We start from the raw sequence: 20,456 nt of genomic DNA on the forward strand, positions 1-20,456 counted from the left end.
ATCTCGCGGCTGATCTCGGCCCTAGATTAGCCCCGCTGCAGAACAGGCGTGTCAATTATGTCTTGAAGTACGACACTGTCTAGGGCACCATTGTCCTGAAGTCGGTACATAGTTGACGCTATGAGTCGAGTGATGGTTGACAGATACCGCCGTGAGGAAAGAACACTGTTCCAACCTCACGGCGGTATCTGCTTTTAGCTCTTGCTGCTTTATTTAAGAAGTTGAGTTAGAAGTGCGAATTGCGCGGGCTTGCCAGCGCCTATCGCGGTACTCAATGTTGATGGGGTGGTCGAAGGCCTCTGAGACCAACTCGGTGGTCAGCACGTCGTGCACATTACCTGCAGCCAGCACTCGCCCATCCTTAATGAGCATGGCGTGCGTGGTTGTCTCAGGCAGCTCTTCAAGGTGGTGAGTGACCAACACCGTGGCAAGCTCTGGCAGGGAACTGTGCAAGTTATCCACGGTCTCTAAAAACTGCTCGCGGGCGGCGACGTCCAGTCCGGTCGAGGGTTCATCGAGAAGCAAAAGCGATGGATCCGTAATTAATGCACGCGCGATCAAAGTCTTGCCCCGCTCACCTTGGGACATTGTTGGCCACAGCGAATCTTCAAACGGCCGAACCCCAAGTAAATCAATGAGGCTCTCAGCCCGCTCGATAATTTCTGGGGTGGGCTCCCATCGCGTCATGAGCTCTGTCGTGCCCGTGGCGCCGGAGAACACAACCTCGCATGCAGTTAGTGAAGAACGCAACGGGTGGCGCGGGTTAACATGCCCAATAGATTCGCGCAGCTTACGTATCTCTACCCTGCCAAGACGTTGCCCAAGCACCTCCACAGTGCCGCGAGTCGGATGCTGCTGAGCGCCGCACATACTTAAAATCGTGCTCTTACCCGCGCCATTGGCTCCGATTAACGCCCAGCGCTCGCCGGCATTGGCCACGAGGTTAATTTTCTGAAGAATCTCTCGGGAATCTCGCACGAAATCGACATCGTGTAAGTGCAGGATTTCAGTCATGTTTAGACCCCTTCGCTCTCGTTTGTGAATTGAAGGAAACAACCATTCAACTATATAGCTCGCTTGGAGTCTTAACTGCCAAATGCCTCGAACGGGTTGAATATTAGGATCAAGAAACTTCCTGTGACCTGAGCGTTTATTCGTATAATGCGCTTATGAAACTTCACATTACAAAGTCCGTCGGGAAAGACGAATACTTGTGCCCGAACTGTGGTGCACGAGTTAAATACAGCCCGCAAAGAAAGAAACTGGCGATACATAACTTGCCGCTTTCTCCGGGCAAGCGCTGTCCTGCGACAAAGCTGGAAGCGGAGCTGCATTTGGATCCCGATGGCCCGATGCCCGAGCTGTTAAAACTAGAGGAACGCCCCTTAGTCAAAGACGAGCCCGATAAGGGAAAAAGACAAAGGCGCGGTCGTTTTAGAGGACCCCGAGATCCACAAAGGCCCAGTAGGAACTGGAGGAATGAATACGCGATTAAGGGCGAAGATTCATGGGGCACTGACGATCTCGGCCCTGAGGGCGGCGAAGTCTCAGTACGGGCCCGCTCCGGCGGCAGAGTCGAAAGCCGCCGAAGCAGGTACTAAACGCATAGAAGCAACAGTTATTAAGCGTTGCCGGCTTCTACATTTTCTTTATGCACAGTCTCAAGTGCTTGCTGGAAGACCTGCTGGGGCTGTGCCCCGGAGACCGCATACTTGTTGTTAAAGACGTAGAACGGAACACCTTGAACACCAATTTGCTGTGCCTGGTTGATATCAGCCTGCACCGCAGAATCAAGTTCCTCGTTGTCCATATTCGCCAGTGCTGCGTCGCGATCTAGGCCAACAGAGGCTGCAAGATCCGCAAGCACCTCACGGTCTTCAACATTTTTACCGTCGGTGAAATACGCCTTAAACAGTGCTTGCATCAACTCATGCTGCAGACCGTTTTCCTCAGCAAAATGGGACAGGCGGTGTGCACGACGGGAATTGACTGTCAGCGCCTCATCAAAGTTGTAATTCAAACCAACCTCAGCGCCGCGCTGGGCAACACCATCATTCATCTGCTTGAACTGCTCTACGGGAACGCCCTTTTGCTTTGCGACGGCTTCCGCCGAAGGCAACGGGGAATTCTCCGGGTAATCAGGCATCAGCTGGTAGCTGTGGTAGGTGATCTTCACGTCGTCGCGGTTCGCGAACTCCTCTAATGCAAGCTCTAAGTGCCTATCCCCCATCCAACAAAATGGGCACATGACATCAGACCAGACATCAATGCTAATTGGGGCAGCGTTATTTACTTCATTGGTCATGAACAATTTCCTTCCACATCGCAGACTCCGATTGCTTCTTCGCCAAAGGGCTGAAGAAAGGCAAAGGGTTGTGGTGCTGCATTCTGTGCAGCGCCCGATAATGTTTGGACGTCTTCTTGGTTTAATTCCTGATTGTCAATATTGCCCTGCGGCTTCATAGATTCCACCTTATTGAATATTGGGTCATCTCGTTTCAACCACAAATGCTGTCTTTCTGTTCCCGCAGTAGCCGCGCTTCCCTTTCCTCTGGGTGCACATTGAGGTAAGTTTTGTTACGGAAGATACTAAAGTTGCGCCAGTATATTATTGGTGCCTAGTTAGGAGTTCATTCGTGTCGGGAAATGATGCATCGACAGGCGCTGGGCACTACTCGCGTCGCAATATTATTAAGGTCGGCGCTGTCGCTGCCGCGGCTGGCACGTTGGCAATTGGCGTGGGAACTGCAACTGCCTCCCGCGCTTCAGCTTTGGGCCCTATCCTGGGCACCGTTATTGACTACTCAGCTGGGGTCCCCAGTGCCTCCGCCATCAAGGCCGCCGGACACTTGGGCGCTGTGCGTTATGTTTCAGAAAAGCGCCCTAATGCGCAATGGATGGCCGGTAAGCCGGTAACCCTCAAGGAAACCCAAGCCATGTCAGGCCAAGGCCTAGCAACGGCCTCTGTCTACCAATATGGGCGTGCAGAAACTGCCGACTGGAAGCAAGGCGCTGCAGGTGCTGCAGTACATGCACCCAAAGCCATTGCAATTCACCGCGCAGCAGGCGGGCCCACCGGTCGTCCTATCTATATCGCTATCGACGACAACCCCACGCGTTCGCAATACGATTCGCTGATCAAGCCATATCTGGTGGCCTTTTCGGCTGCGTTGCGCGCTGCGGGCTACAGCACTGGCATCTACGGCAACTACAACGTTATTGACTGGGCCATCAAAGATGGCATTGGTTCTTACTTCTGGATGCACGACTGGGGCTCAGGCGGAAAGATTCACCCACGCACCACCATCCACCAGTTGCCACAAAATAAGCAGCGCACCATCGACGGCGTCGTCGTGGATATTAACAACGTCTATGCCCAAGACTGGGGCCAGTGGAAACCAGGCCAGTCCGGCGGCAGCACTCCTGGCAGCAACACTGGTGGAAAGTCCACCGGCGGTGCCACCTCACAGCAGGCAACAGCTGACCTGCTCAATGGCCTAAGTTCCACGGTGCCCGGTCTAGACGCAACTGGTTCTTCGGTCACTGCGGAACAAATTGACCAAGCAAGTAAGCTTGCGCAGCAGCTTGGCGGAATGATTAGTCGCTAATCAGTAATTATCGTTTCTGACGCCTTCTTGCGGCCGCCACCTGGTTTTTGAGATTCTAAAAACCACGTGGTGGCCTCTTTGAGTTTTTGCCCCGAAAGCTGGGTGCGCACTAGGTTGGTCAGGTCTCGCGCAGAACCTGTCACCGAAGCTGCGACGATAAAGTTGTCGCCAAAAGAAACCGAAGCGTGAATATCGCGATCATTGGACCATCCCCACTTGGTACCAATCACGTTGTTTAATACCGCAGTTCCGAAATCTTGCTCGTAGCCATCGGCAGCAATTTCATCAGGCTGCGACATCGCGACCAGGATCGGGTGCAATAGATCTTCATGCTTGAGCGCTCGGATAAATTTCACGACATCATAGGTCGATGTCACTGAGCGACCCCAGTACTCCCCTGCATCAGTCGAATACAGTCCGTATTTCTTCGCCACTTCATCGATAGATTCTGGGTAGGCAGCAAATAGCTCTTCGGCAATGCCATCGTCTGAATTGGAAATCATCTGCAGCGCATCATATTTTTCCGACTCGGTTCCCTCATCGATGACATAGTCTGCGATATAGAGTTTCGAGAGGCTTAAGGCAGGACGCGCAAACCGTTCATTCGCGCTTCCCAGATGCATCCCGTCGCTTAACCGAATATAGGTTAGCTGGGATTTGGATTGGTCGATGACGATACCATCTTGTTGATGTGCCACATCCCCAAGGCTATCAAGCGCGGAGTCTGCAACAGACGGTTCCGCCGCCTTAGGTGAGGAGGTGCGATAAGGTTCTTCTCCGGAAGCGCCTTCATTTGAGGCAGGAGCTGTCGCACGGGCGACGATCCATGTTCCCACTATGCAAATGACAATTAGAAGCACAATCGCCACAGTTTGAAGCCAACCATGCTTGGCACGCGGAACATTAATTTTTGACACAGCTTAAATAATACAAAGCCACCGCATGTATTAAACATGCGGTGGCTTTGTTGCCTTAGCTACCCTCTGGTGCTTGCGCTGTGAGCTCTTTAGGTTCTAAAGATTTCTGCGCATTTGCACGTGGTAATTAGTGATCGACTGGAGCCTCAACACCAACACCGGTCAGGGAGCGAACTTCCATCTCAGCAGCAAGCGCTTCGAGGTTGTCAGGCTTACCAATCAAGGTGCCGATGTAACCACACAGGAAGCCAATTGGGATGGAAATCAGACCTGGGGAGGTCAGTGGGAAGATAGACCAGTCGGCGTTCGGGAACATTGCCGATGGTGCACCGGAGACTGCTGGGGACAAGAAGATGAGCAGCAGACAGGAAATCAGACCACCGTAGATGGAGGCGACTGCACCAGTGGTGTTGAATCGACGCCAGTACAGGGAGTACAGGATGGTTGGCAGGTTTGCGGAAGCTGCAATTGCGAATGCCAGGGAAACCAGGAACGCAACGTTCTGAGTCATCGCGAGGATGCCAAGAATGATGGATGCGATACCGAGGATGACCACGGTGATGTGGGAGACGCGAACCTGCTCTTCTTCGGAAGCCTGACCATCACGCAGGACAGCGTCGTAGACGTCATGAGCAATCGAAGCAGATGCGGTAATTGCAAGACCAGCAACAACGGCCAGAACGGTTGCGAATGCAACTGCGGAAATAATCGCCATGAAGACGGTGCCGCCAACCTCAAGAGCCAACAACGGTGCCGCTGCGTTCGCTCCACCAGGAGCATCGAGGATGCGGTCTGGACCAACCAGTGCCGCTGCGCCGTAGCCCAGAATCAGGGTGATCAGGTAGAAAGCACCGATGATACAGATTGCCCAGGTAACGGAGCGACGTGCTTCAGTTGCGGTAGGAACGGTGTAGAAACGCATCAGAACGTGTGGCAGACCAGCGGTACCCAGAACCAGGGACAGACCCAGGGAGATGAAGTCAATCTTAGTCGTGGTGGAGCTGCCGTACTGCAGGCCTGGCTCCATAATTTGCGAAGCCTCGTAGCCACGCTCAACGATTGCTTGGGAATCTGCGTGCGTTGCGATTGCCTGATCGAACAGGGTGACAAAGCCGCCCTTGATAGCAACAAAGACCAAGATAGCCATGACGAAGACACCTGAAACCAGCAGGACAGCCTTAATCATCTGAACGTAGGTGGTGCCCTTCATGCCGCCGATAAGAACGTAAACAATCATGACAACGCCGACGACGCCGACAACAACTGCCTGCCAGTGGAACTCATGGATGTCCAGAAGAACGGACACCAAGGAACCTGCACCGGCCATCTGTGCGATCAGGTAGAAAAGGGACACGAACATGGTTGCCAGTGCAGCAGCCACACGGACTGGCTTCTGCCGCAGGCGGAAGGACAAAACGTCCGCCATGGTGAAGCGTCCAACGTTACGCAGTGGCTCAGCAACGAGCATCAACGCAACCAACCAGGCGACGAAGAAGCCGACCGAGTACAGGAAGCCGTCGTAGCCGTTAAGAGCAACCGCACCGACAATACCCAGGAAGGATGCTGCAGAAAGGTAGTCACCAGAAATAGCGAGACCGTTCTGACGGCCAGAGAAGGTACCACCACCGGTATAGAAGTCAGATGCTTCGGAGGTGGACTTACCTGCGCGCAGCACCAACCACATGGTGACAACAAGGAATACCAGGAACACCGAAATGTTAAGAATCGGGTTACCGGTAGAAAATTCGGCCTCTTGGGCAAGAATAATAGGGTTCATTGTGCTTAACCCTCCATTTCTTCACGGATAGCAGCCGCTTGAGGCTCAATTTGTTTATTGGCGTACTGAATGTAGAGCCAAGTAATAAGGAACGTGGTTACAAACTGTAGGAGGCCAAAGACTAGACCGATATTGAAACCGCCACCGATTTCAATTGCCATAAAATCGTGCGCAAAAACTGCAACAACAACATAAAGCAAATACCAGACCATGAATGCCACGGTCATAGGAAATGCAAACTTTCGGTATGTACTCCGCAGCTTTTCAAACTGCGGACTCTTTTGCATAGCAATGAACTCATCTGCCGATGGCTCACGGCGCTTGCTCGGAGAGGCTGTAGCACCAGACATTGGTTTCTCCTTGAAAATTTCAATAGTCTCATCCAGGTTCTTAAACCGGATAGGCTTTCTTTAATAGACGGACTAATGCCATACCCCAGTGCCAGGGATCACATTCCGACCTATTAAGTAAGGTACCGAACAAGGCTTGTTATGTTAAAGGTTTGCCGAAGTAAATAGCCCTTAACAAAAAATTGCACCCCCGAAAATCATCGTGACCTGCTCTTGTTATGGCTAGCAAATCACCCCCGAAATTGATGATTCGTCACTTTGCTAAGTTTGCAAATAGATGTTTTGCAGTGAAATTGAGCACAAATTAAAGCATTTCCGATAGATCTATAGGAGTTCAGCCATGAATTTGACATATTTCTCCTAAGTATTTGCTAGGCCCTCCCCCATTAGCATTGTGACTGTTATAAAACGTCACAATCCTCGGAACCCAGCAAGAGTTTCCGAGGATTGATTGTGGCGTTTTTAGCTCAAGCGCAATGCATCATCGCCTGGCCAGACGCGCGGATCATTTCCAGTGCGGCCTTCGGGATTATTCAAGGAATCAATTACTTCCATCTGCGCGCGAGAAAGTTCAAAGTCTTTTGCGCCGAGGTTTTCGACAAGACGTTCACGACGTGCGGACTTAGGGATAACAACAATGCCCTTCTGCAGCAGGTAACGCAATGCCACCTGCCCCTCAGAACGCTCTAATTGCGCTGCAATGGCCTTAATGTCTGGGTTGTTAAGCACCTTGCCACGAGCCAACGGCGACCACGCCTGAGTGACGATGCCGTGCTTTTTGTGGAAATCCAGAAGCTCAGGCTGACGGAAGGTCGGGTTGAGCTCAATCTGGTTAACGGCTGGCACGATTCCAGTTTCGGAGATGAGGGTTTCTAGGACTTCCTCATAGAAATTGGCCACGCCAACGCTGGCAATCTGCCCCATCCCCTGCAGGCGTGCAATTTCTGCAAAGGTTTCGACATACAGCCCACCCTGTGGCCAAGGCCAGTGCACCATGTAGAGGTCTAGGTAGTCGAACCCAAGCTTATCCAATGAAGTCTGGAAGGCTTCGCGCACCTTATCTGCACCGTGGTGGTCGTGCCAGACTTTACTGGTAACGAAGAGTTCATCACGGGTGACATCGCCAGCAGCAATTGCATCATTGAGGGCTTTGCCCAGTGCTTCCTCATTCTTGTACAGCGTTGCCGTATCAAAATGGCGGTAGCCTACTTCAATAGCCTCACGGATAACCTTGATGCACTCGTCGTCACGAAGCTTGTACGTGCCAAGGCCAATCTGCGGGATTTCACGCTCATCGTTTAGCGTGAGCGTCGATACTGGAGCCTTTTTGTTTTCAGAAGTCATACTTCTCATTGTGCCTTGAAACCTCGCGCTTGTGTGGCACTTGCCAACAATTGCACAAGGTTAAGCTTTCACAGCCTGGATTCTAAGCGGCGGCAATGAAAAATCCCCGGTGTCTGGCACGTGATTTCACGATGCCAACCGCGCGGGGAGTTGCCCACTAAATAATGCGGACTAAAACGAATCCTGGGGACTCGACAGATTAATTTGCGTTAATCAGGTCAATAACGAAGACCAGAGTGCGTCCGGACAATGGGTGTCCACCGCCGGCTGGGCCGTATGCCATCTCTGGTGGAATGGTCAGCTGACGGCGACCGCCAACGCGCATTCCTGGGATGCCTTCCTGCCAGCCTGAGATCAGGCCGGTGAGCGGGAACTCGATAGACTGTCCACGATCCCACGATGAGTCAAACTCCTGGTTGGATTCGTACTCGACGCCAACGTAGTGAACTTCAACGACTGCACCAGCTTGTGCCTCAGCACCGTCACCAACGACGATGTCTTCGATCACCAATTCGGTGGGGGCTGGCTCAGTTGAAGCTTCAATAATTGGCTTATCCATAAAGTAAACATCTCCTTGACGTTGTGTCTAAATGCGCCCGATAGGGCGTATTCGGGCTTTCCGAACTTAGACAGTCAACAACCTCATCCATTAAAGGTTTGCCTATTTCTGGGCGCATTGAACAACTTAGGTTGTCCAATCTCCAGCACGCTTTCTTGCTTGAAGGCGAGAATTCAAGTGCTCATTACTGAAGGCTTCAATGGATTAGATTGTTGGCATAACACTCGCCTCGAAATTGAAAAAGTCGAATCAAGCTCCTCTGATTATAAACGAGGATGCTGATTCGACTTAATTGTGAAGGATAAATACCGGATTAGTAATGCAAATGTTATGAAACATTGCACTGCTCAATCGGTAATTTATCCCTCTCAGACTCGCGTCTTTTCGCTTTAGCGCTCAGAGCGTGGAACGAAGGAGCGAGGAGCCTCACCGGTGTAGATCTGGCGAGGACGGTTGATCTTGGTGTTTAAAGCCAGCTGCTCACGGAACTGTGCAATCCAGCCTGGAAGACGACCGATAGCAAACAGTACGGTGAAGAACTCGGTTGGGAAGCCCATCGCACGGTAGATCAAGCCGGTGTAGAAGTCTACGTTCGGGTAGAGCTTACGGGATACGAAGTAATCATCAGCCAAAGCGATCTCTTCGAGCTTCATAGCAAGGTCGAGAAGCTCGTCGCCGCCAAGGTGAGCAAGAACCTCGTGAGCGGTTTCCTTGACGATTGCCGCGCGTGGGTCGTAGTTCTTGTACACGCGGTGGCCGAAGCCCATCAGGCGGACGCCCTTTTCCTTGTTCTTCACGCGGTTCATGAACTCGGTTGCATCGCCATTGTGGTTGTTCTTGATGTCTTCCAGCATCTCCAGAACTGCAGAGTTAGCGCCACCGTGCAGTGGGCCGGACAATGCGTTGATGCCACCAGCGATAGAAACAAACATGTTGGCCTGTGCCGAACCGATCATACGAACGGTAGATGCAGAACAGTTCTGCTCGTGGTCAGCGTGCAGGATCAACAGCTTGTCCAAAGCCTTGGAGACAATTGGATCAACCTCGTATGGCTCGGTTGGGTAACCGAACATCATGCGCAGGAAGTTCTCGCGCGCATTCAGAGAGTTATCTGGATACATATATGGCTTGCCCTGAGCTGCACGGAATGCATAAGCAGCCAGCATTGGAACCTTCGCCAAAAGACGTACGGTTGCCTTATCTAGCTGTTCCTCATCTAGTGGGTCTAGCTGATCCTGGTAGTAGGTGGACAAGATGTTCACCGAGGACGCTAGCACTGCCATTGGGTGCGCATCGCGTGGGAAGATGTTGAACTGAGCCTTGAAATCCTCATCCAACAAGGTGTGGCGACGGATATCGTTGCTGAACTTGTTCAGCTGATCTTCGGTAGGAAGCTCGCCCTTGATCAGCAGGTAAGAAACCTCATTGAAGGTGGCGTTTTGTGCCAAGTCCGCAATGTCGTAGCCACGGTGGCGCAGAATGCCTTCTTCACCGTTAATGAAAGTAATCTTGGACTCGGTGGAGCCGGTAGCGGTGTAACCAGGGTCGAAGGTTACCAAGCCGGTCTCGTTGCGAAGCTTGGAGATATCGAAACCGTTGTCACCTTCGGTCGATTCAACGAGATTCATTTCGTACTCGCCGCCCGGGTAGAGCAGCTTTACCTTGTTATCTTCGGAAGCCACGTAGGTGTCCTTTCACTTTATTGTTAAGTGTTTCAACTTTTTCTAACACTAGAAACCCCGTAATCGCCTTAACACTGCAGTTGGGTTTCGCTAGTATTTCTCTACCCACTCTAGCAAGATTTGCGAATTTTCCTGCTCTAGCAGAACGATTGTCCTGTTAGCCTGCGGCGTTTACGTTACGTCTAGCCCCATTTGTGGTAGAGGATACGTCACCCATTCCTCACAAATTTCGCAATTTTTGATACATTTCACCAAACCTGCGAGATGCCTCATGTCGCACACTTCACATGATTTACGCCACTTTGGTGGTCACATATTATTCATTCCCCCGTATACTCCGGGCATGACTAACCCGGATTTTAAGCTTTCCCCAGATCTCATTCCTTCCGACGGGCGCTTCGGCTGCGGCCCTTCCAAGGTCCGCCAGGCGCAAATCGATGCAGTCGTTAACGGCGCACACGACGTCATCGGCACCTCCCACCGTCAGCCGGCTGTCAAGAACGTGGTTGGTGAAGTTCGGGACGGACTATCTGAGCTTTTCTCGCTGCCTGACGGGTATGAAATTGTTTTGTCCTTGGGCGGCGCAACTGCTTTCTGGGATGCAGCAACATTCGGTCTAATCAACAAGAAGTCTGCACACTTGAGCTTTGGTGAGTTTTCTTCGAAGTTCGCCAAGGCCTCCAAGCAGGCCCCTTGGTTGGAGGAACCACAGATCGTCGAAGGCCCTGCAGGCACTTCCCCATCACCATCTGAGCTGTCTGGCACCGACGCCGATGTCGTTGCATGGGCACACAATGAAACCTCCACCGGTGCAATGGTTCCCGTCACTCGTCCTGAAGGCCTGAGCGAAGACCAGCTGGTCGTTGTTGACGCAACCTCGGGCGCTGGCGGCTTGCCAGTAGATATCTCCCAGGTCGACGCTTACTACTTCTCCCCACAGAAGTCCTTCGCTTCCGACGGTGGCCTGTGGTTGGCAGCGATGTCGCCTGCAGCTATTGAACGCATTGCTGCGGTTAAGGAATCTGGCCGTTTCATTCCTGCATTCCTGGACCTGCAAACTGCCGTAGATAACTCCCGCAAGAACCAGACTTACAACACTCCAGCGGTTGCTACCTTGTTGATGTTGGCAGACCAGGTCAAGTGGATGAACAGCAACGGTGGCCTCGACGGCATGGTCGAGCGCACCACCAAATCCTCTTCCACTCTGTACAACTGGGCAGAAGCACGTGAAGAAACCAGTCCTTATGTTGCAGATGCAGCTTCTCGCTCTTTAGTTGTTGGCACCATCGACTTCGATGATTCCATCGACGCGGCTGTTATCGCCAAGGTCTTGCGCCAAAATGGCATCGTCGATGTTGAGCCTTACCGCAAGCTCGGCCGTAACCAGCTACGCATCGGTATGTTCCCAGCCATCGACCCAGCTGATATTGAAATCCTGACTCGCGCTATTGATGCCATCCTGGATGCAGGAGTCGCAAACAAGTAGTTTTGCTCACAACCAGGTGGATCTAAATAGATCCAAACGCCAAAATGCGCCGTTGCTGCCAAGCTTCGGCGCATTCCTGCGTTAAGGTGGTGGTTATCTGCTTCACAGTGGATGTGTTTTGATGTCCCCGCAAGCTTAAAGGAGCGCGAAGACCATGCGTGAGTTGTTTATCAACTACAGCGACTCCACGAAGACCTCCTTGGTTTTTACAACTGAGGAAGGCGACGAGTTCTTCGTCGCTGTCACTGAGGAAATGCGATCCATCGTGGATGGCTCCTCGGATTCTGGATCGCACAATGGATTGTCCTCAGTTTCTCACCTGACCCCTGCTGCTATCAGCGATGACCCCGACGGCCAGGACCAGGACTTCGATGCTCCTATATCTGTCGCTTCCGAGGATGCCACAAGTATTGCTGATGACAGCGAGCATGAAGCACAGCCAGCAGCCGCCGAAGAAGGTGCTGACGCGGAAGAAAGCTCCGACCAAACCAGTGAAACCGTCGCACAGCACACTCCTTCACACGGGAAGCTTCATCAGGCTCCTCGTGCGGTCAGCTCGGCTACCAATAGCAATGGTTCTCGCCCCTACTCGGATGCGATGACCATGCGCCCAGCTGAAATTCAGGCACGTGTTCGCGCTGGCGCATCAGCTGCGGAGCTCGCAGAAGAAATGGGTATTGCGGAATCACGCGTCGAGCCTTTTGCTTACCCAGTGATGTTGGAGCGCAATAATATTGCCGAACTAGCTAAGCAAGCACATCCTGTTCGGGAAGATGGCCCAGCCAAGTTGACCCTGTGGGAGATTCTGGCAACCTCGTTTGCTGCTCGGGGCCATTCGCTTTCCGATGCCGATTGGACCGCCTATCGGGAGCAATCCCAGCCTTGGGTCATCAAGGTCAGCTGGAAGGCCGGCTTGTCTGAAAATGAAGCGCTGTGGGCTTTTAAACAGTCAATGTCTTCTCCATCCACAGTCGAGGCACGCAACTCAGTGGCAGCGGATCTCACCGATCCAGACTTCGTGCAGCCAGTGCGCACTTTGACCTCGATTGGTCGTGGTTCGCGCTATGACGAAGCTATCGATGGGCCCGCTGGCCAAGATGATCGTCCGCGTCTTGCTCCTGTCGAAGAGGACTTCGAGGATGCAGACCAAGGCGTATACGACCAGGAAGCTGATGGCGTCGATACCGAAGCTCAGGTGCCTACCGATGTCACTGAATCCACCACGCAGCCAGCGCCTCAGGACGCTGCCGAGGATGCAGATGCTGAGGAATTGTTACAGCATCCGGATCCGAAAAAGCAGCCTACGAAGCGACGTCGCAAAGCCGTGACTCCGCACTGGGAAGATGTCCTGCTTGGCGTCCGCGCTAATACCAAGCGTCCACGGAGCTAGCTGCCGTACGGCTGCTAGCTCCGGAAGGCAAAGGTGGTTAGCTCCGCAAGATTAAGGCGGTTGGCTCGGAAGGCAATCGGACGATAGCTGTTGCAAGTGACTTGAAGTTGAAGGAGACAACGGTAATGGTAGACCGCGCTGTGTTAAACATCTGGTACGTCAATATCGATAACCCAGCTGCAATCCTTGAGACCGAGCCTAAAGCAGACCGCGGTTATGGCCGTAAGTTTCTAGCGCAGCTCAATCCCCTCTTTCCTGTCACCCCCATCGGGCAATTTCCGCTCAATCGCTCTGTGCAAGCAGATGATCACGAGTTTTATATCGGCGGCTACCCCGGCATCACCGTGGTCCAGACAGTCATTCACTCTGAAGACAACAAGCCTTTGCTGTTAGAGGAATTAAATCCGCGTCTTCGCCAAGCAGTACCTGCTGTGGATGTTTATGCCTGCGCTTTCGACGAAAAAGAGGGCTGGGCGGGGTTTGCGCATTGGCATCGCGGGGAGCTGAAAAGAGTCTTTAGCGGCACTCGCTTTGAACTCATGGAAGATACCGGGTTACCGCTAGCTTTTGAAAATCCCTACTGGGCAGGTGAAAAGGCTGAGCAATTAGGCGGCATTGCGCTGCCCTTTAAACCGCGGGACTTAATGGAAGAAGCCCAAAGGAGTTGGATGGGTGTGCGCATCGATAGCGAAGGCCCTGATCTACAAGTCGTGGGCTATGCCGTCGATGGTCGCCCAGAGCCGAAGGTAGATACGGCCCCGCCGCTCAAGTCGGTGAAACAATTGACTTCTGACGCCGCCTTTAAGCTGGGCCTCGGTCCTTCCAATGCCGACTATGACGATTATGAATCGCCGGAAGATGAACCCACCACGGCTACCAGTGAGACCCTTCAGCATGCTCTAGAAACTACTACTTCTTTTGCGCGTAAAGCCACCAGCCAAGCGGGGTCTTTTCTGCGCAACGCCACGGATAAAGCGCGCGACTTTATCTCTAAAAAGCGCCGCGATTAGAGCAAGGACCTTTGGCGCTCATAAAAGGCGATGGCAGCCGCGGTAGCGACATTTAAAGAATCTGTCCCTAGTGCCATCGGGATGCGTGCTCGCACGTGCGTTGCGCGCATCGCATGTTCTGTCAGCCCTGGTCCTTCAGCGCCCACCATGAGTGCTACTTTGCTGTGCCCTGCCATGGCTTCGGCCAAGTGCACAGCGTTATCATCAGGGGTTAGTGAGACAAGGTGAAAGCCTTCGCTGGCAAGCAGCTCGAGGTTGCGCTGCCAGGTGGTAAACCCGCCATCGAAACGCGCACAAGGCAGGCGAAGGACATGGCCCATCGATACGCGCACGCTGCGGCGGTAGAGCGGATCTGCAGCCCCTGCCCCCAGCAACACCGCATCAACATCCATGCCCGCGGCATTGCGAAAGAGCGAGCCAATATTCTCGTGGTCTCCTACCCCTTCCAGAATCGCGATAGTCTTCGCGCCTTGGATTGCCTCAGCAACACTGAGCGGGGCTACGCGGTCTGCAGCCGCAACTAGCCCGCGGTGCATATCGAAGCCAACGACCTGAGCGAGGGTCTCACGGTCTACCTCATACATTGGGCAACCGGGCTCACCATAGGTGTCAACATAGTGCTCTAAGGCAGAAGCAAAGCCGACGATGCAGCGCACGGGAAAGCGCGACGCCACCAATCGGGAGACAACGAGGTGGCCTTCAGCAATGACTAAACCCTCGCCTGATTTATCCGACTTATTCAAGTCGCGGACATCATCTAAGCGAGGGTCTTGTGGGGCTGCAATCAACATGCAGACCATTTTATGGCACGAGCACTAACCTACGAGACTAAGCAGTGGTTCCATGGAGAAGAACACTAGGAACAAGGCTGCGACCAGCCAGATGATCCAGTGGACCTGCTTGGCCTTTCCAGCAAAGGCCATCATCACTGCATAAGCGATGAAACCAACACCGATACCGTTGGCAATCGAGTAGGTAAAAGGCATGATGACGATGGTGAGGAAGGATGGAATAGCAACTTCCATCTTGCGCCACTCAATGGTGGTGAGCTGGCCAGCCATCATCACACCGACGATGACGAGCACTGGAGAAGCTGCCTCAATTGGCACGACCTCATACAAAGGAGTCAAAAACATTGCGGCCAAGAACAGCACGCCGGTGGTGATATTTGCCAGGCCGGTCTTTGCGCCATCGCCCACACCTGCGGAAGAGTCTGCGAAAACGGTGTTAGAGGAAACTGAGCCCAGGCCACCAGCAACAGCGCCGAAGCCTTCGAGAACCAATGCCTTTTTCATATCCGGCAGCACGCCGTTTTCATCAGCTAGGCCACTGGCCTTACCCAACGCGGTGAAAGTACCCATCGCATCAAAGAAGTTTGCCAAAAGCAGAGCAAAGACCAGCAGCGTGGTAGCGATGATGCCGATGTTGGCAAAGGCACCGAACAGGTCAACCTGGCCAACGATGGACAAATCAGGCATACCGCCCAAGGAATCTGGGATAGCAGGTGTTGCCATGCCCCAATCTTCTGATGGCGCAAGCGCTTGGACAATCAAAGCGATTGCGGTGGTGGCGACGATGCCGATGAACAGGCCGCCGCGGACGTTGCGAACCACCAGACCACCACAGATAATCAGGCCGATAACAAAGATAAAGACTGGCCAGGATGCAATTGAGCCGCCTTGTCCCAAACCAACCGGGACAGTAGTCATAGCAGCATCTGGAACACGGGTGACAAAGCCACCGTCCACAAAGCCAATCATGGCGATAAACAGGCCGATGCCGACGCCAATGGCGGCTTTCATGGACATCGGAATCGCGTTGAAGACCGCGCTACGGAAGCCAGATACCGCCAGCAGGACGATGATGATACCTTCGATGACCACCAGGCCCATTGCTTGTGGCCAGGTTAGACCTTCGCCCGCAACGAGTGTGACCGCGACAAGCGAGTTGATACCCAGCCCGGTTGCAAAGGCAAAAGGATAGTTCGACAGTGCGCCGAAGAAAATGGTAACTACACCGGCAATCAACGCGGTTGCTGCTGCAACCTGCGGGATGCCCAAAGTAGTTCCGTTGACGTCTTCTACTGTGCCGATGATCAGCGGGTTCAGCAGGATAATATATGCCATGGCGAAGAACGACACCGTTCCCGCGCGGACTTCAGTTCCAATGCTGGAACCACGTTCTGAAATCTTAAAATATCGGTCAAGTACGTCGTTCACGTATGGCCCCTTATTCATTTTACAAACAGCCCGCGCACCAAATGCCGATGGAATGAGGGTAAAGGCTCGTCATTATACGGTGTGTGCGACTGCGAGGTTGGCCCGGCTTGCATACTCAATTGTTTGGCAAAAGCAATGAGCAACAGTAATGCTGGATGGACACTAGTATTTTGTCCCTCCCAGCGCAGTTTTTGCAATTTCCCAGCAATTTTTTACATCAACTATGCCCGAAGGAACTTTCACAAAAATCGGTAATACGCACCACAACGGGGTTGCTCAGAACCCCATTGTCATAAAACCGAGAGCTTAGAAGAAGGGCCCTTCGTCATCGAAAGGCTCTTGTACCTTGCGGGCTTCAGGATCAACCACCCGGGTACGCGAATGTGCACCACAGCCGTAGCGCGAGTGCACCACATGTCCGTCGGCAGAGAATTCATTGGAGCACAGTCCAAAGCTTCTATCCCACGCTAAGAAGAAAGCACAGGTATGACACTGCAGCGGCGCTTGCTTTGCCATCTCCGAATTCGGACCATAATCGCCTTGCCGCCACCGGCTCAGCGCGTCATCGAGTCCTTGCTTCGACAGCCCCTCGCCATCGATACGTGGATCATTGGGCTCCGGTGGCATCAAGTCACCTGGGCCCAAATCACCTGGCTGGACGCGGTCCGACCACGGCACCCACTGCGGCGCTTGCAACGCTTGCGCCGCAGGCACGAGGGCAAGTTCGCTGATGGTAACGGTGCTCTCACCTGGTGGGCAGGCCACAACCGCGTGCCATTCCCAACCGGAATAGCCAGGAACATCCGCGGCGAAGCGGTGCGTCGCTGAATCCACGCCCGTCATGACGATGCCCAGGTGCTGCCCGACATCGCCTTCCCCGAATTCTTCGAGTGCCCAGCGTGCAGTTTCTACTGCCTCGTGCGACATGAGCGGGGATTTATGTTGTTCGCCTCGTAAACGTCCTGCGTTACGCGTTGTTCGTCTGCGGCGTGGACGCGACTTCGAGCTTTCACTATAAGAAGACACGTTCACATTATGGATCATTTACTGCACAATAGACACATGCCCTCTCTCGCTAAGCCGGCTATAGCTGCTTTCTTAACGCTTTCACTGCTACTTGTTGGTTGTTCCAGCACAGATTCGCAGACGGATACTCTCGATTCGATGGCAGGCGAAAAAGAGCCAGAGGAGGCATCGACTAGCGATATTGCGCGCTTTGAGGCCAAAGTCTTGGAGCGCTTGCCTTTCGATGCTTCCCTGTTCACCCAGGGTTTAGAAGTCACCGACTCAGGAGACGTCCTCGTTGGCACTGGGCAATACGGCGAATCGGGGATTTTCACCCTGCCGGTAGGAAGTGATGCAGCCAGGCAACACGTGCGCAATGATAACGCTGTCTTTGGTGAAGGAATCGCGCAATATGACAGCGCCGAAGGACCTGTGATTTGGCAGCTTTCGTGGGATTCTGGCGAGGCCTATAAATATGACGCCGAGAGCTATGAGCTTTTAGACACCGCCACTTATTCCGGCGAAGGCTGGGGTTTGTGCAGCTTAGATGACACAACGTTGGTGATGTCTGATGGCACGGATGAGCTAAGGCATATCGATGGTGAAACTTTTGCTGAGCAAGAGCGTGTGCGCGTGACGATGAATGGCCAAGCAATCGACAATATTAACGAACTCGAATGCGTCGGTAGCGGAGTCTTTGCCAATGTGTGGTTTAGCACCACCATCTTGCGTATCGATCCTGCAACTGGTGAGGTCACTGGCACCATCGATGCCTCTGGGCTAGAAAATAACGCCGCCAACGACCCCGATAATGTGCTCAATGGCATCGCGCACATCCCGGGAACTGAAGAATTTTACTTAACCGGCAAACGCTGGCCGGATATGTACCGAGTGAGCTTCGACCCTATTTCCTAGCCCAGCTAGTGGCCGGCTTCGGGCCTGGATGTTCCTGCTGTAGAATCACAAGCCATGGCTACTCGCAAGCAGGCAAGAAAACAAACGCTCGTTCAAGTACTCGCGCTTTTGATCGCTGTTGTCGTCATTGTGGTTGCGGTAGTGCTCTTTCAGTCTTGGTCAAATAACCGCCCCGGCGCGCACCCGAAAGATATTCGCGTCACGGCCACCGTGGGCAATGAGTCCATTGAAGTCGCACCCTATTTAGTGTGCGAACCTGGCACCGAATGCCCCGAGGGTGAAGTGCCTAATTTATATGTGGGCGAAAATGACACCTTGAAGCTGGATATCCCCGATGACATCAGCCGGTACCAGTGGCAAGTCCTCAGCATCTACGACGACCCTGCTGCCAATGATGAAACCCGCCACGGTGCTGGTGAAACCGAAACTGTAGAAATCCCCGGCTCCGTTGATCCCATCGAAGCATCTGATAGCCAAGACCGCCCGAAACTTATTGTCGTTGAGGTTTCCGCTGTCCTTATCGGTGCTGACGATGACGGCGAGGAAGCACCTTATTCCTCCGTCTGGTCCCTGTCGACTATGAGCGATGAGGAACTTGCTGAGCAAGAAAATAGCTAGCCCTCGGTTAGTTGTCTGACACAGCTTCAGCATCGAATACTTTTAAGAAGTCTTCGGCGCTAGCCACAATGTGCGTTCGCAGATTCTCGTAAATCTCGTCCCGATCGCCACGGCGGATGCACTCCACTAGCGATTCATGAAGCGCTCTCGCGCGGGTACCGTCATGCCTTTGCTCTTGCTCAACGGCCAACACAAGCGTCATCTCAGCTTCTAGTACTGGCCACAGCTTCATCATGAAGGTATTTCCAGAGGCCTCCCAGATCCCGCGATGAAAGGCCATGTGCGCCTCGTGCCGTTCAATTGGGTCTGGCTTGTCCGTGCGGGAGAGATATTCGTGCAAAACCTCATCAAGCTGGACCATCCGCGCGCCTGTTTCATCTTTTAGGATGCTTTCAATAGCGACCATGTCATTTGCCACGCGGACGGTTGCGAGCTCGCGAACTCTTTCAGCGCTGATTCGGCTAACTCGATATCCGCGATACGCCTCCTGCTCAAGATAACCATTGCGAGCCAACTGACTCAATGCCTCCCTGACCGTAGGTCTGCTCACCCCCAACCGGGAGCATACTTCCGCTTCAACAACCCGGGATCCCAGTGGAAGGTTGCCCAAAGCAATATCCCGTTTAAGTTGGTCAATAACGTTCTGGCGTCGTTCTGTATTCGAAACAGACCCCCGAGCGCTACCAGCAGACTTTGAACATGTCATGATGTGTCCTTTCCGCTTATAGAGCTATCGCCATATTCTCCCACAAACCAAATCTAGGCAGCAGGAATACGACGTGTTAGCGTGACTCTATCTTTTGTCATACAAAATGACAGTTGCCGATTCGCTAAAGGAGCATAAATTATGCGCGTACTCGTAGTCGGAGCAAGCGGAACCGTCGGCCAAGCCACAGTCAAGGCTTTTACCGACCAAGGTGATGAGGTCGTTGCGGCATCACGCAATTCCTCACCAGGCATCGACATCACCGACGTTGGCTCCGTGAAAGAATTCTTCAACCAAGCTGGTTCGTTCGACGCCATTGTCGCGACCTTAGGTTCCGCACCCTTTGTACACCTCAAGAACGCGAACACCGAAGACTTCCAGGCAGGGCTAAACAATAAGCTGCAAGGACAGATCAATCTGGTCCTGCACGGACTTCCACATCTTGCCGACGGCGGATCTTTCACGCTTATCACCGGCATCTTGACTCAACATCCGGTAGAAAAATCCGTGGTTGCATCGACAGTTAATGGCGGCCTTGAGGCATTTACCTACGCCGCAAGCACCGACCTACCCCGCGGTATCCGCATCAACACGGTTAGCCCCAATGCCGTTGAAGAATCGCTCGACACCTATGGCGCATTCTTCCCTGGCTCCGAACCAGTTAGCGCACAAAGCGTTGCCAATGCTTTTGTCCGCTCCGCCCATGGCGTAGAAACCAGCCAAATCTTCAAGGTCTGGTAAACAAACTTAAAAAAGGGCGCGGCCCTACAGATACTCTTTCTGTAGGACCGCGCCCTTTCTTATATATAAAGGACATTCCTCTACATACGGGGATTCCTTTTTACATAGCGGTATTCCCGTTTGACGGAA

General features: G+C 53.1%; 20 protein-coding genes. 7 read left to right on the forward strand and 13 right to left on the reverse strand.

Translation table 11 applies throughout. From position 1 onward, the window contains the following. Positions 1 to 213: 213 nt before the first annotated feature. From C5Y44_RS12980 to C5Y44_RS13410, 3 genes are all read right to left on the reverse strand, one after another. On the reverse strand, positions 214 to 1,014 hold the full coding sequence (locus C5Y44_RS12980; RefSeq protein WP_105325319.1) for an ABC transporter ATP-binding protein: 801 nt from the start codon (positions 1,012 to 1,014) through the stop codon (positions 214 to 216). A gap of 607 nt (positions 1,015 to 1,621) precedes the next feature. After that, entirely contained in the window at positions 1,622 to 2,305 is a 684-nt protein-coding gene (locus C5Y44_RS12990; protein ID WP_105325320.1) for a DsbA family protein, read from the reverse strand. Beyond that, the gene (locus C5Y44_RS13410) at positions 2,302 to 2,463 is read right to left on the reverse strand and encodes a hypothetical protein (protein WP_199186068.1); all 162 of its coding nucleotides are present in this window, start codon (positions 2,461 to 2,463) and stop codon (positions 2,302 to 2,304) included. The genes C5Y44_RS12990 and C5Y44_RS13410 overlap by 4 nt, the downstream gene beginning before the upstream one ends. A 173-nt stretch (positions 2,464 to 2,636) precedes the next feature. On the opposite strand from C5Y44_RS13410, the gene C5Y44_RS13000 reads away from it, so the two are divergent. Then, positions 2,637 to 3,608: a DUF1906 domain-containing protein gene (locus C5Y44_RS13000; RefSeq protein ID WP_105325322.1), complete on the forward strand. Its 972-nt coding sequence runs from the start codon at positions 2,637 to 2,639 to the stop codon at positions 3,606 to 3,608. On the opposite strand, the gene C5Y44_RS13005 is transcribed toward C5Y44_RS13000, so the two are convergent. The 6 genes from C5Y44_RS13005 to C5Y44_RS13030 all read right to left on the reverse strand — a co-directional run bounded on the left by C5Y44_RS13005 (position 3,605) and on the right by C5Y44_RS13030 (position 10,237). Continuing rightward, positions 3,605 to 4,525 (reverse strand): hypothetical protein, encoded by a 921-nt coding sequence (locus C5Y44_RS13005; RefSeq protein ID WP_199186065.1) that lies wholly within the window; start codon positions 4,523 to 4,525, stop codon positions 3,605 to 3,607. The two genes, C5Y44_RS13000 and C5Y44_RS13005, sit on opposite strands and share 4 nt — an antisense overlap. 127 nt (positions 4,526 to 4,652) lie before the next feature. Then, entirely contained in the window at positions 4,653 to 6,302 is a 1,650-nt protein-coding gene (locus C5Y44_RS13010) for a cation acetate symporter (RefSeq protein WP_105325323.1), read from the reverse strand. A 5-nt stretch (positions 6,303 to 6,307) separates the two neighbouring features. Continuing rightward, the gene (locus C5Y44_RS13015) at positions 6,308 to 6,652 is read right to left on the reverse strand and encodes a DUF485 domain-containing protein (RefSeq protein WP_105325324.1); all 345 of its coding nucleotides are present in this window, start codon (positions 6,650 to 6,652) and stop codon (positions 6,308 to 6,310) included. 462 nt (positions 6,653 to 7,114) lie between these two features. Further along, a complete protein-coding gene (locus C5Y44_RS13020) occupies positions 7,115 to 7,996 on the reverse strand; it encodes an aldo/keto reductase (RefSeq protein ID WP_105325325.1) in 882 nt (293 codons plus the stop codon). A 199-nt stretch (positions 7,997 to 8,195) separates the two neighbouring features. Further along, positions 8,196 to 8,555, reverse strand: a complete 360-nt coding sequence (locus tag C5Y44_RS13025) for an FKBP-type peptidyl-prolyl cis-trans isomerase (protein ID WP_105325326.1) — start codon at positions 8,553 to 8,555, stop codon at positions 8,196 to 8,198. 389 nt (positions 8,556 to 8,944) lie between these two features. Continuing rightward, positions 8,945 to 10,237: a citrate synthase gene (locus tag C5Y44_RS13030; RefSeq protein WP_105325327.1), complete on the reverse strand. Its 1,293-nt coding sequence runs from the start codon at positions 10,235 to 10,237 to the stop codon at positions 8,945 to 8,947. 343 nt (positions 10,238 to 10,580) lie between these two features. Between C5Y44_RS13030 and serC the strand changes: the two genes are divergently transcribed. From serC to C5Y44_RS13045, 3 genes are all read left to right on the forward strand, one after another. Further along, positions 10,581 to 11,723, forward strand: a complete 1,143-nt coding sequence (serC, locus tag C5Y44_RS13035; protein WP_105325328.1) for a phosphoserine transaminase — start codon at positions 10,581 to 10,583, stop codon at positions 11,721 to 11,723. A 154-nt stretch (positions 11,724 to 11,877) separates the two neighbouring features. Next, positions 11,878 to 13,113: a septation protein SepH gene (gene sepH, locus C5Y44_RS13040; protein ID WP_105325329.1), complete on the forward strand. Its 1,236-nt coding sequence runs from the start codon at positions 11,878 to 11,880 to the stop codon at positions 13,111 to 13,113. A 125-nt stretch (positions 13,114 to 13,238) separates the two neighbouring features. Beyond that, entirely contained in the window at positions 13,239 to 14,123 is an 885-nt protein-coding gene (locus C5Y44_RS13045) for a hypothetical protein (RefSeq protein ID WP_105325330.1), read from the forward strand. Here the strand turns inward: C5Y44_RS13045 and C5Y44_RS13050 are convergent. The 3 genes from C5Y44_RS13050 to C5Y44_RS13060 all read right to left on the reverse strand — a co-directional run bounded on the left by C5Y44_RS13050 (position 14,120) and on the right by C5Y44_RS13060 (position 17,368). Then, entirely contained in the window at positions 14,120 to 14,914 is a 795-nt protein-coding gene (locus tag C5Y44_RS13050) for an RNA methyltransferase (protein WP_105325331.1), read from the reverse strand. The genes C5Y44_RS13045 and C5Y44_RS13050 overlap by 4 nt on opposite strands. A gap of 24 nt (positions 14,915 to 14,938) precedes the next feature. Next, positions 14,939 to 16,342, reverse strand: coding sequence for an NCS2 family permease (locus tag C5Y44_RS13055; RefSeq protein WP_105325332.1), 1,404 nt, complete (start codon positions 16,340 to 16,342; stop codon positions 14,939 to 14,941). Between the two features lie 306 nt (positions 16,343 to 16,648). Then, a complete protein-coding gene (locus tag C5Y44_RS13060; protein WP_233189990.1) occupies positions 16,649 to 17,368 on the reverse strand; it encodes a DUF3027 domain-containing protein in 720 nt (239 codons plus the stop codon). 138 nt (positions 17,369 to 17,506) lie between these two features. On the opposite strand from C5Y44_RS13060, the gene C5Y44_RS13065 reads away from it, so the two are divergent. Then, complete coding sequence (locus C5Y44_RS13065; RefSeq protein ID WP_233189991.1) at positions 17,507 to 18,262, forward strand: glutaminyl-peptide cyclotransferase; 756 nt, start codon at positions 17,507 to 17,509, stop codon at positions 18,260 to 18,262. Positions 18,263 to 18,316: 54 nt separating this feature from the next. Further along, positions 18,317 to 18,880, forward strand: coding sequence for a DUF2771 domain-containing protein (locus tag C5Y44_RS13070; RefSeq protein ID WP_105325335.1), 564 nt, complete (start codon positions 18,317 to 18,319; stop codon positions 18,878 to 18,880). 7 nt (positions 18,881 to 18,887) lie between these two features. Here the strand turns inward: C5Y44_RS13070 and C5Y44_RS13075 are convergent, their stop codons facing one another. Next, a complete protein-coding gene (locus C5Y44_RS13075; protein WP_105325336.1) occupies positions 18,888 to 19,586 on the reverse strand; it encodes a GntR family transcriptional regulator in 699 nt (232 codons plus the stop codon). A 141-nt stretch (positions 19,587 to 19,727) separates the two neighbouring features. On the opposite strand from C5Y44_RS13075, the gene C5Y44_RS13080 reads away from it, so the two are divergent. Then, positions 19,728 to 20,327, forward strand: coding sequence for a short chain dehydrogenase (locus C5Y44_RS13080; protein WP_105325337.1), 600 nt, complete (start codon positions 19,728 to 19,730; stop codon positions 20,325 to 20,327). Positions 20,328 to 20,456 lie beyond the last annotated feature (129 nt).

The sequence above is a fragment of the Corynebacterium sp. J010B-136 genome (assembly GCF_002967075.1).
In the GTDB taxonomy this organism is placed as follows: Bacteria; Actinomycetota; Actinomycetes; order Mycobacteriales; family Mycobacteriaceae; genus Corynebacterium.

Bases quoted from the DNA above. Each gene is read 5' to 3' on its own strand.
- C5Y44_RS12980 (WP_105325319.1), bottom strand. From the start codon at position 1,014: ATGACTGAAATCCTGCACTTACACGATGTCGATTTCGTGCGAGATTCC.
- C5Y44_RS12990 (WP_105325320.1), bottom strand. From the start codon at position 2,305: ATGACCAATGAAGTAAATAACGCTGCCCCAATTAGCATTGATGTCTGG.
- C5Y44_RS13410 (WP_199186068.1), bottom strand. From the start codon at position 2,463: ATGAAGCCGCAGGGCAATATTGACAATCAGGAATTAAACCAAGAAGAC.
- C5Y44_RS13010 (WP_105325323.1), bottom strand. From the start codon at position 6,302: ATGAACCCTATTATTCTTGCCCAAGAGGCCGAATTTTCTACCGGTAAC.
- C5Y44_RS13015 (WP_105325324.1), bottom strand. From the start codon at position 6,652: ATGTCTGGTGCTACAGCCTCTCCGAGCAAGCGCCGTGAGCCATCGGCA.
- C5Y44_RS13020 (WP_105325325.1), bottom strand. From the start codon at position 7,996: ATGACTTCTGAAAACAAAAAGGCTCCAGTATCGACGCTCACGCTAAAC.
- C5Y44_RS13025 (WP_105325326.1), bottom strand. From the start codon at position 8,555: ATGGATAAGCCAATTATTGAAGCTTCAACTGAGCCAGCCCCCACCGAA.
- serC (WP_105325328.1), top strand. From the start codon at position 10,581: ATGACTAACCCGGATTTTAAGCTTTCCCCAGATCTCATTCCTTCCGAC.
- sepH (WP_105325329.1), top strand. From the start codon at position 11,878: ATGCGTGAGTTGTTTATCAACTACAGCGACTCCACGAAGACCTCCTTG.
- C5Y44_RS13045 (WP_105325330.1), top strand. From the start codon at position 13,239: ATGGTAGACCGCGCTGTGTTAAACATCTGGTACGTCAATATCGATAAC.
- C5Y44_RS13050 (WP_105325331.1), bottom strand. From the start codon at position 14,914: ATGTTGATTGCAGCCCCACAAGACCCTCGCTTAGATGATGTCCGCGAC.
- C5Y44_RS13065 (WP_233189991.1), top strand. From the start codon at position 17,507: ATGGCAGGCGAAAAAGAGCCAGAGGAGGCATCGACTAGCGATATTGCG.
- C5Y44_RS13070 (WP_105325335.1), top strand. From the start codon at position 18,317: ATGGCTACTCGCAAGCAGGCAAGAAAACAAACGCTCGTTCAAGTACTC.
- C5Y44_RS13075 (WP_105325336.1), bottom strand. From the start codon at position 19,586: ATGACATGTTCAAAGTCTGCTGGTAGCGCTCGGGGGTCTGTTTCGAAT.
- C5Y44_RS13080 (WP_105325337.1), top strand. From the start codon at position 19,728: ATGCGCGTACTCGTAGTCGGAGCAAGCGGAACCGTCGGCCAAGCCACA.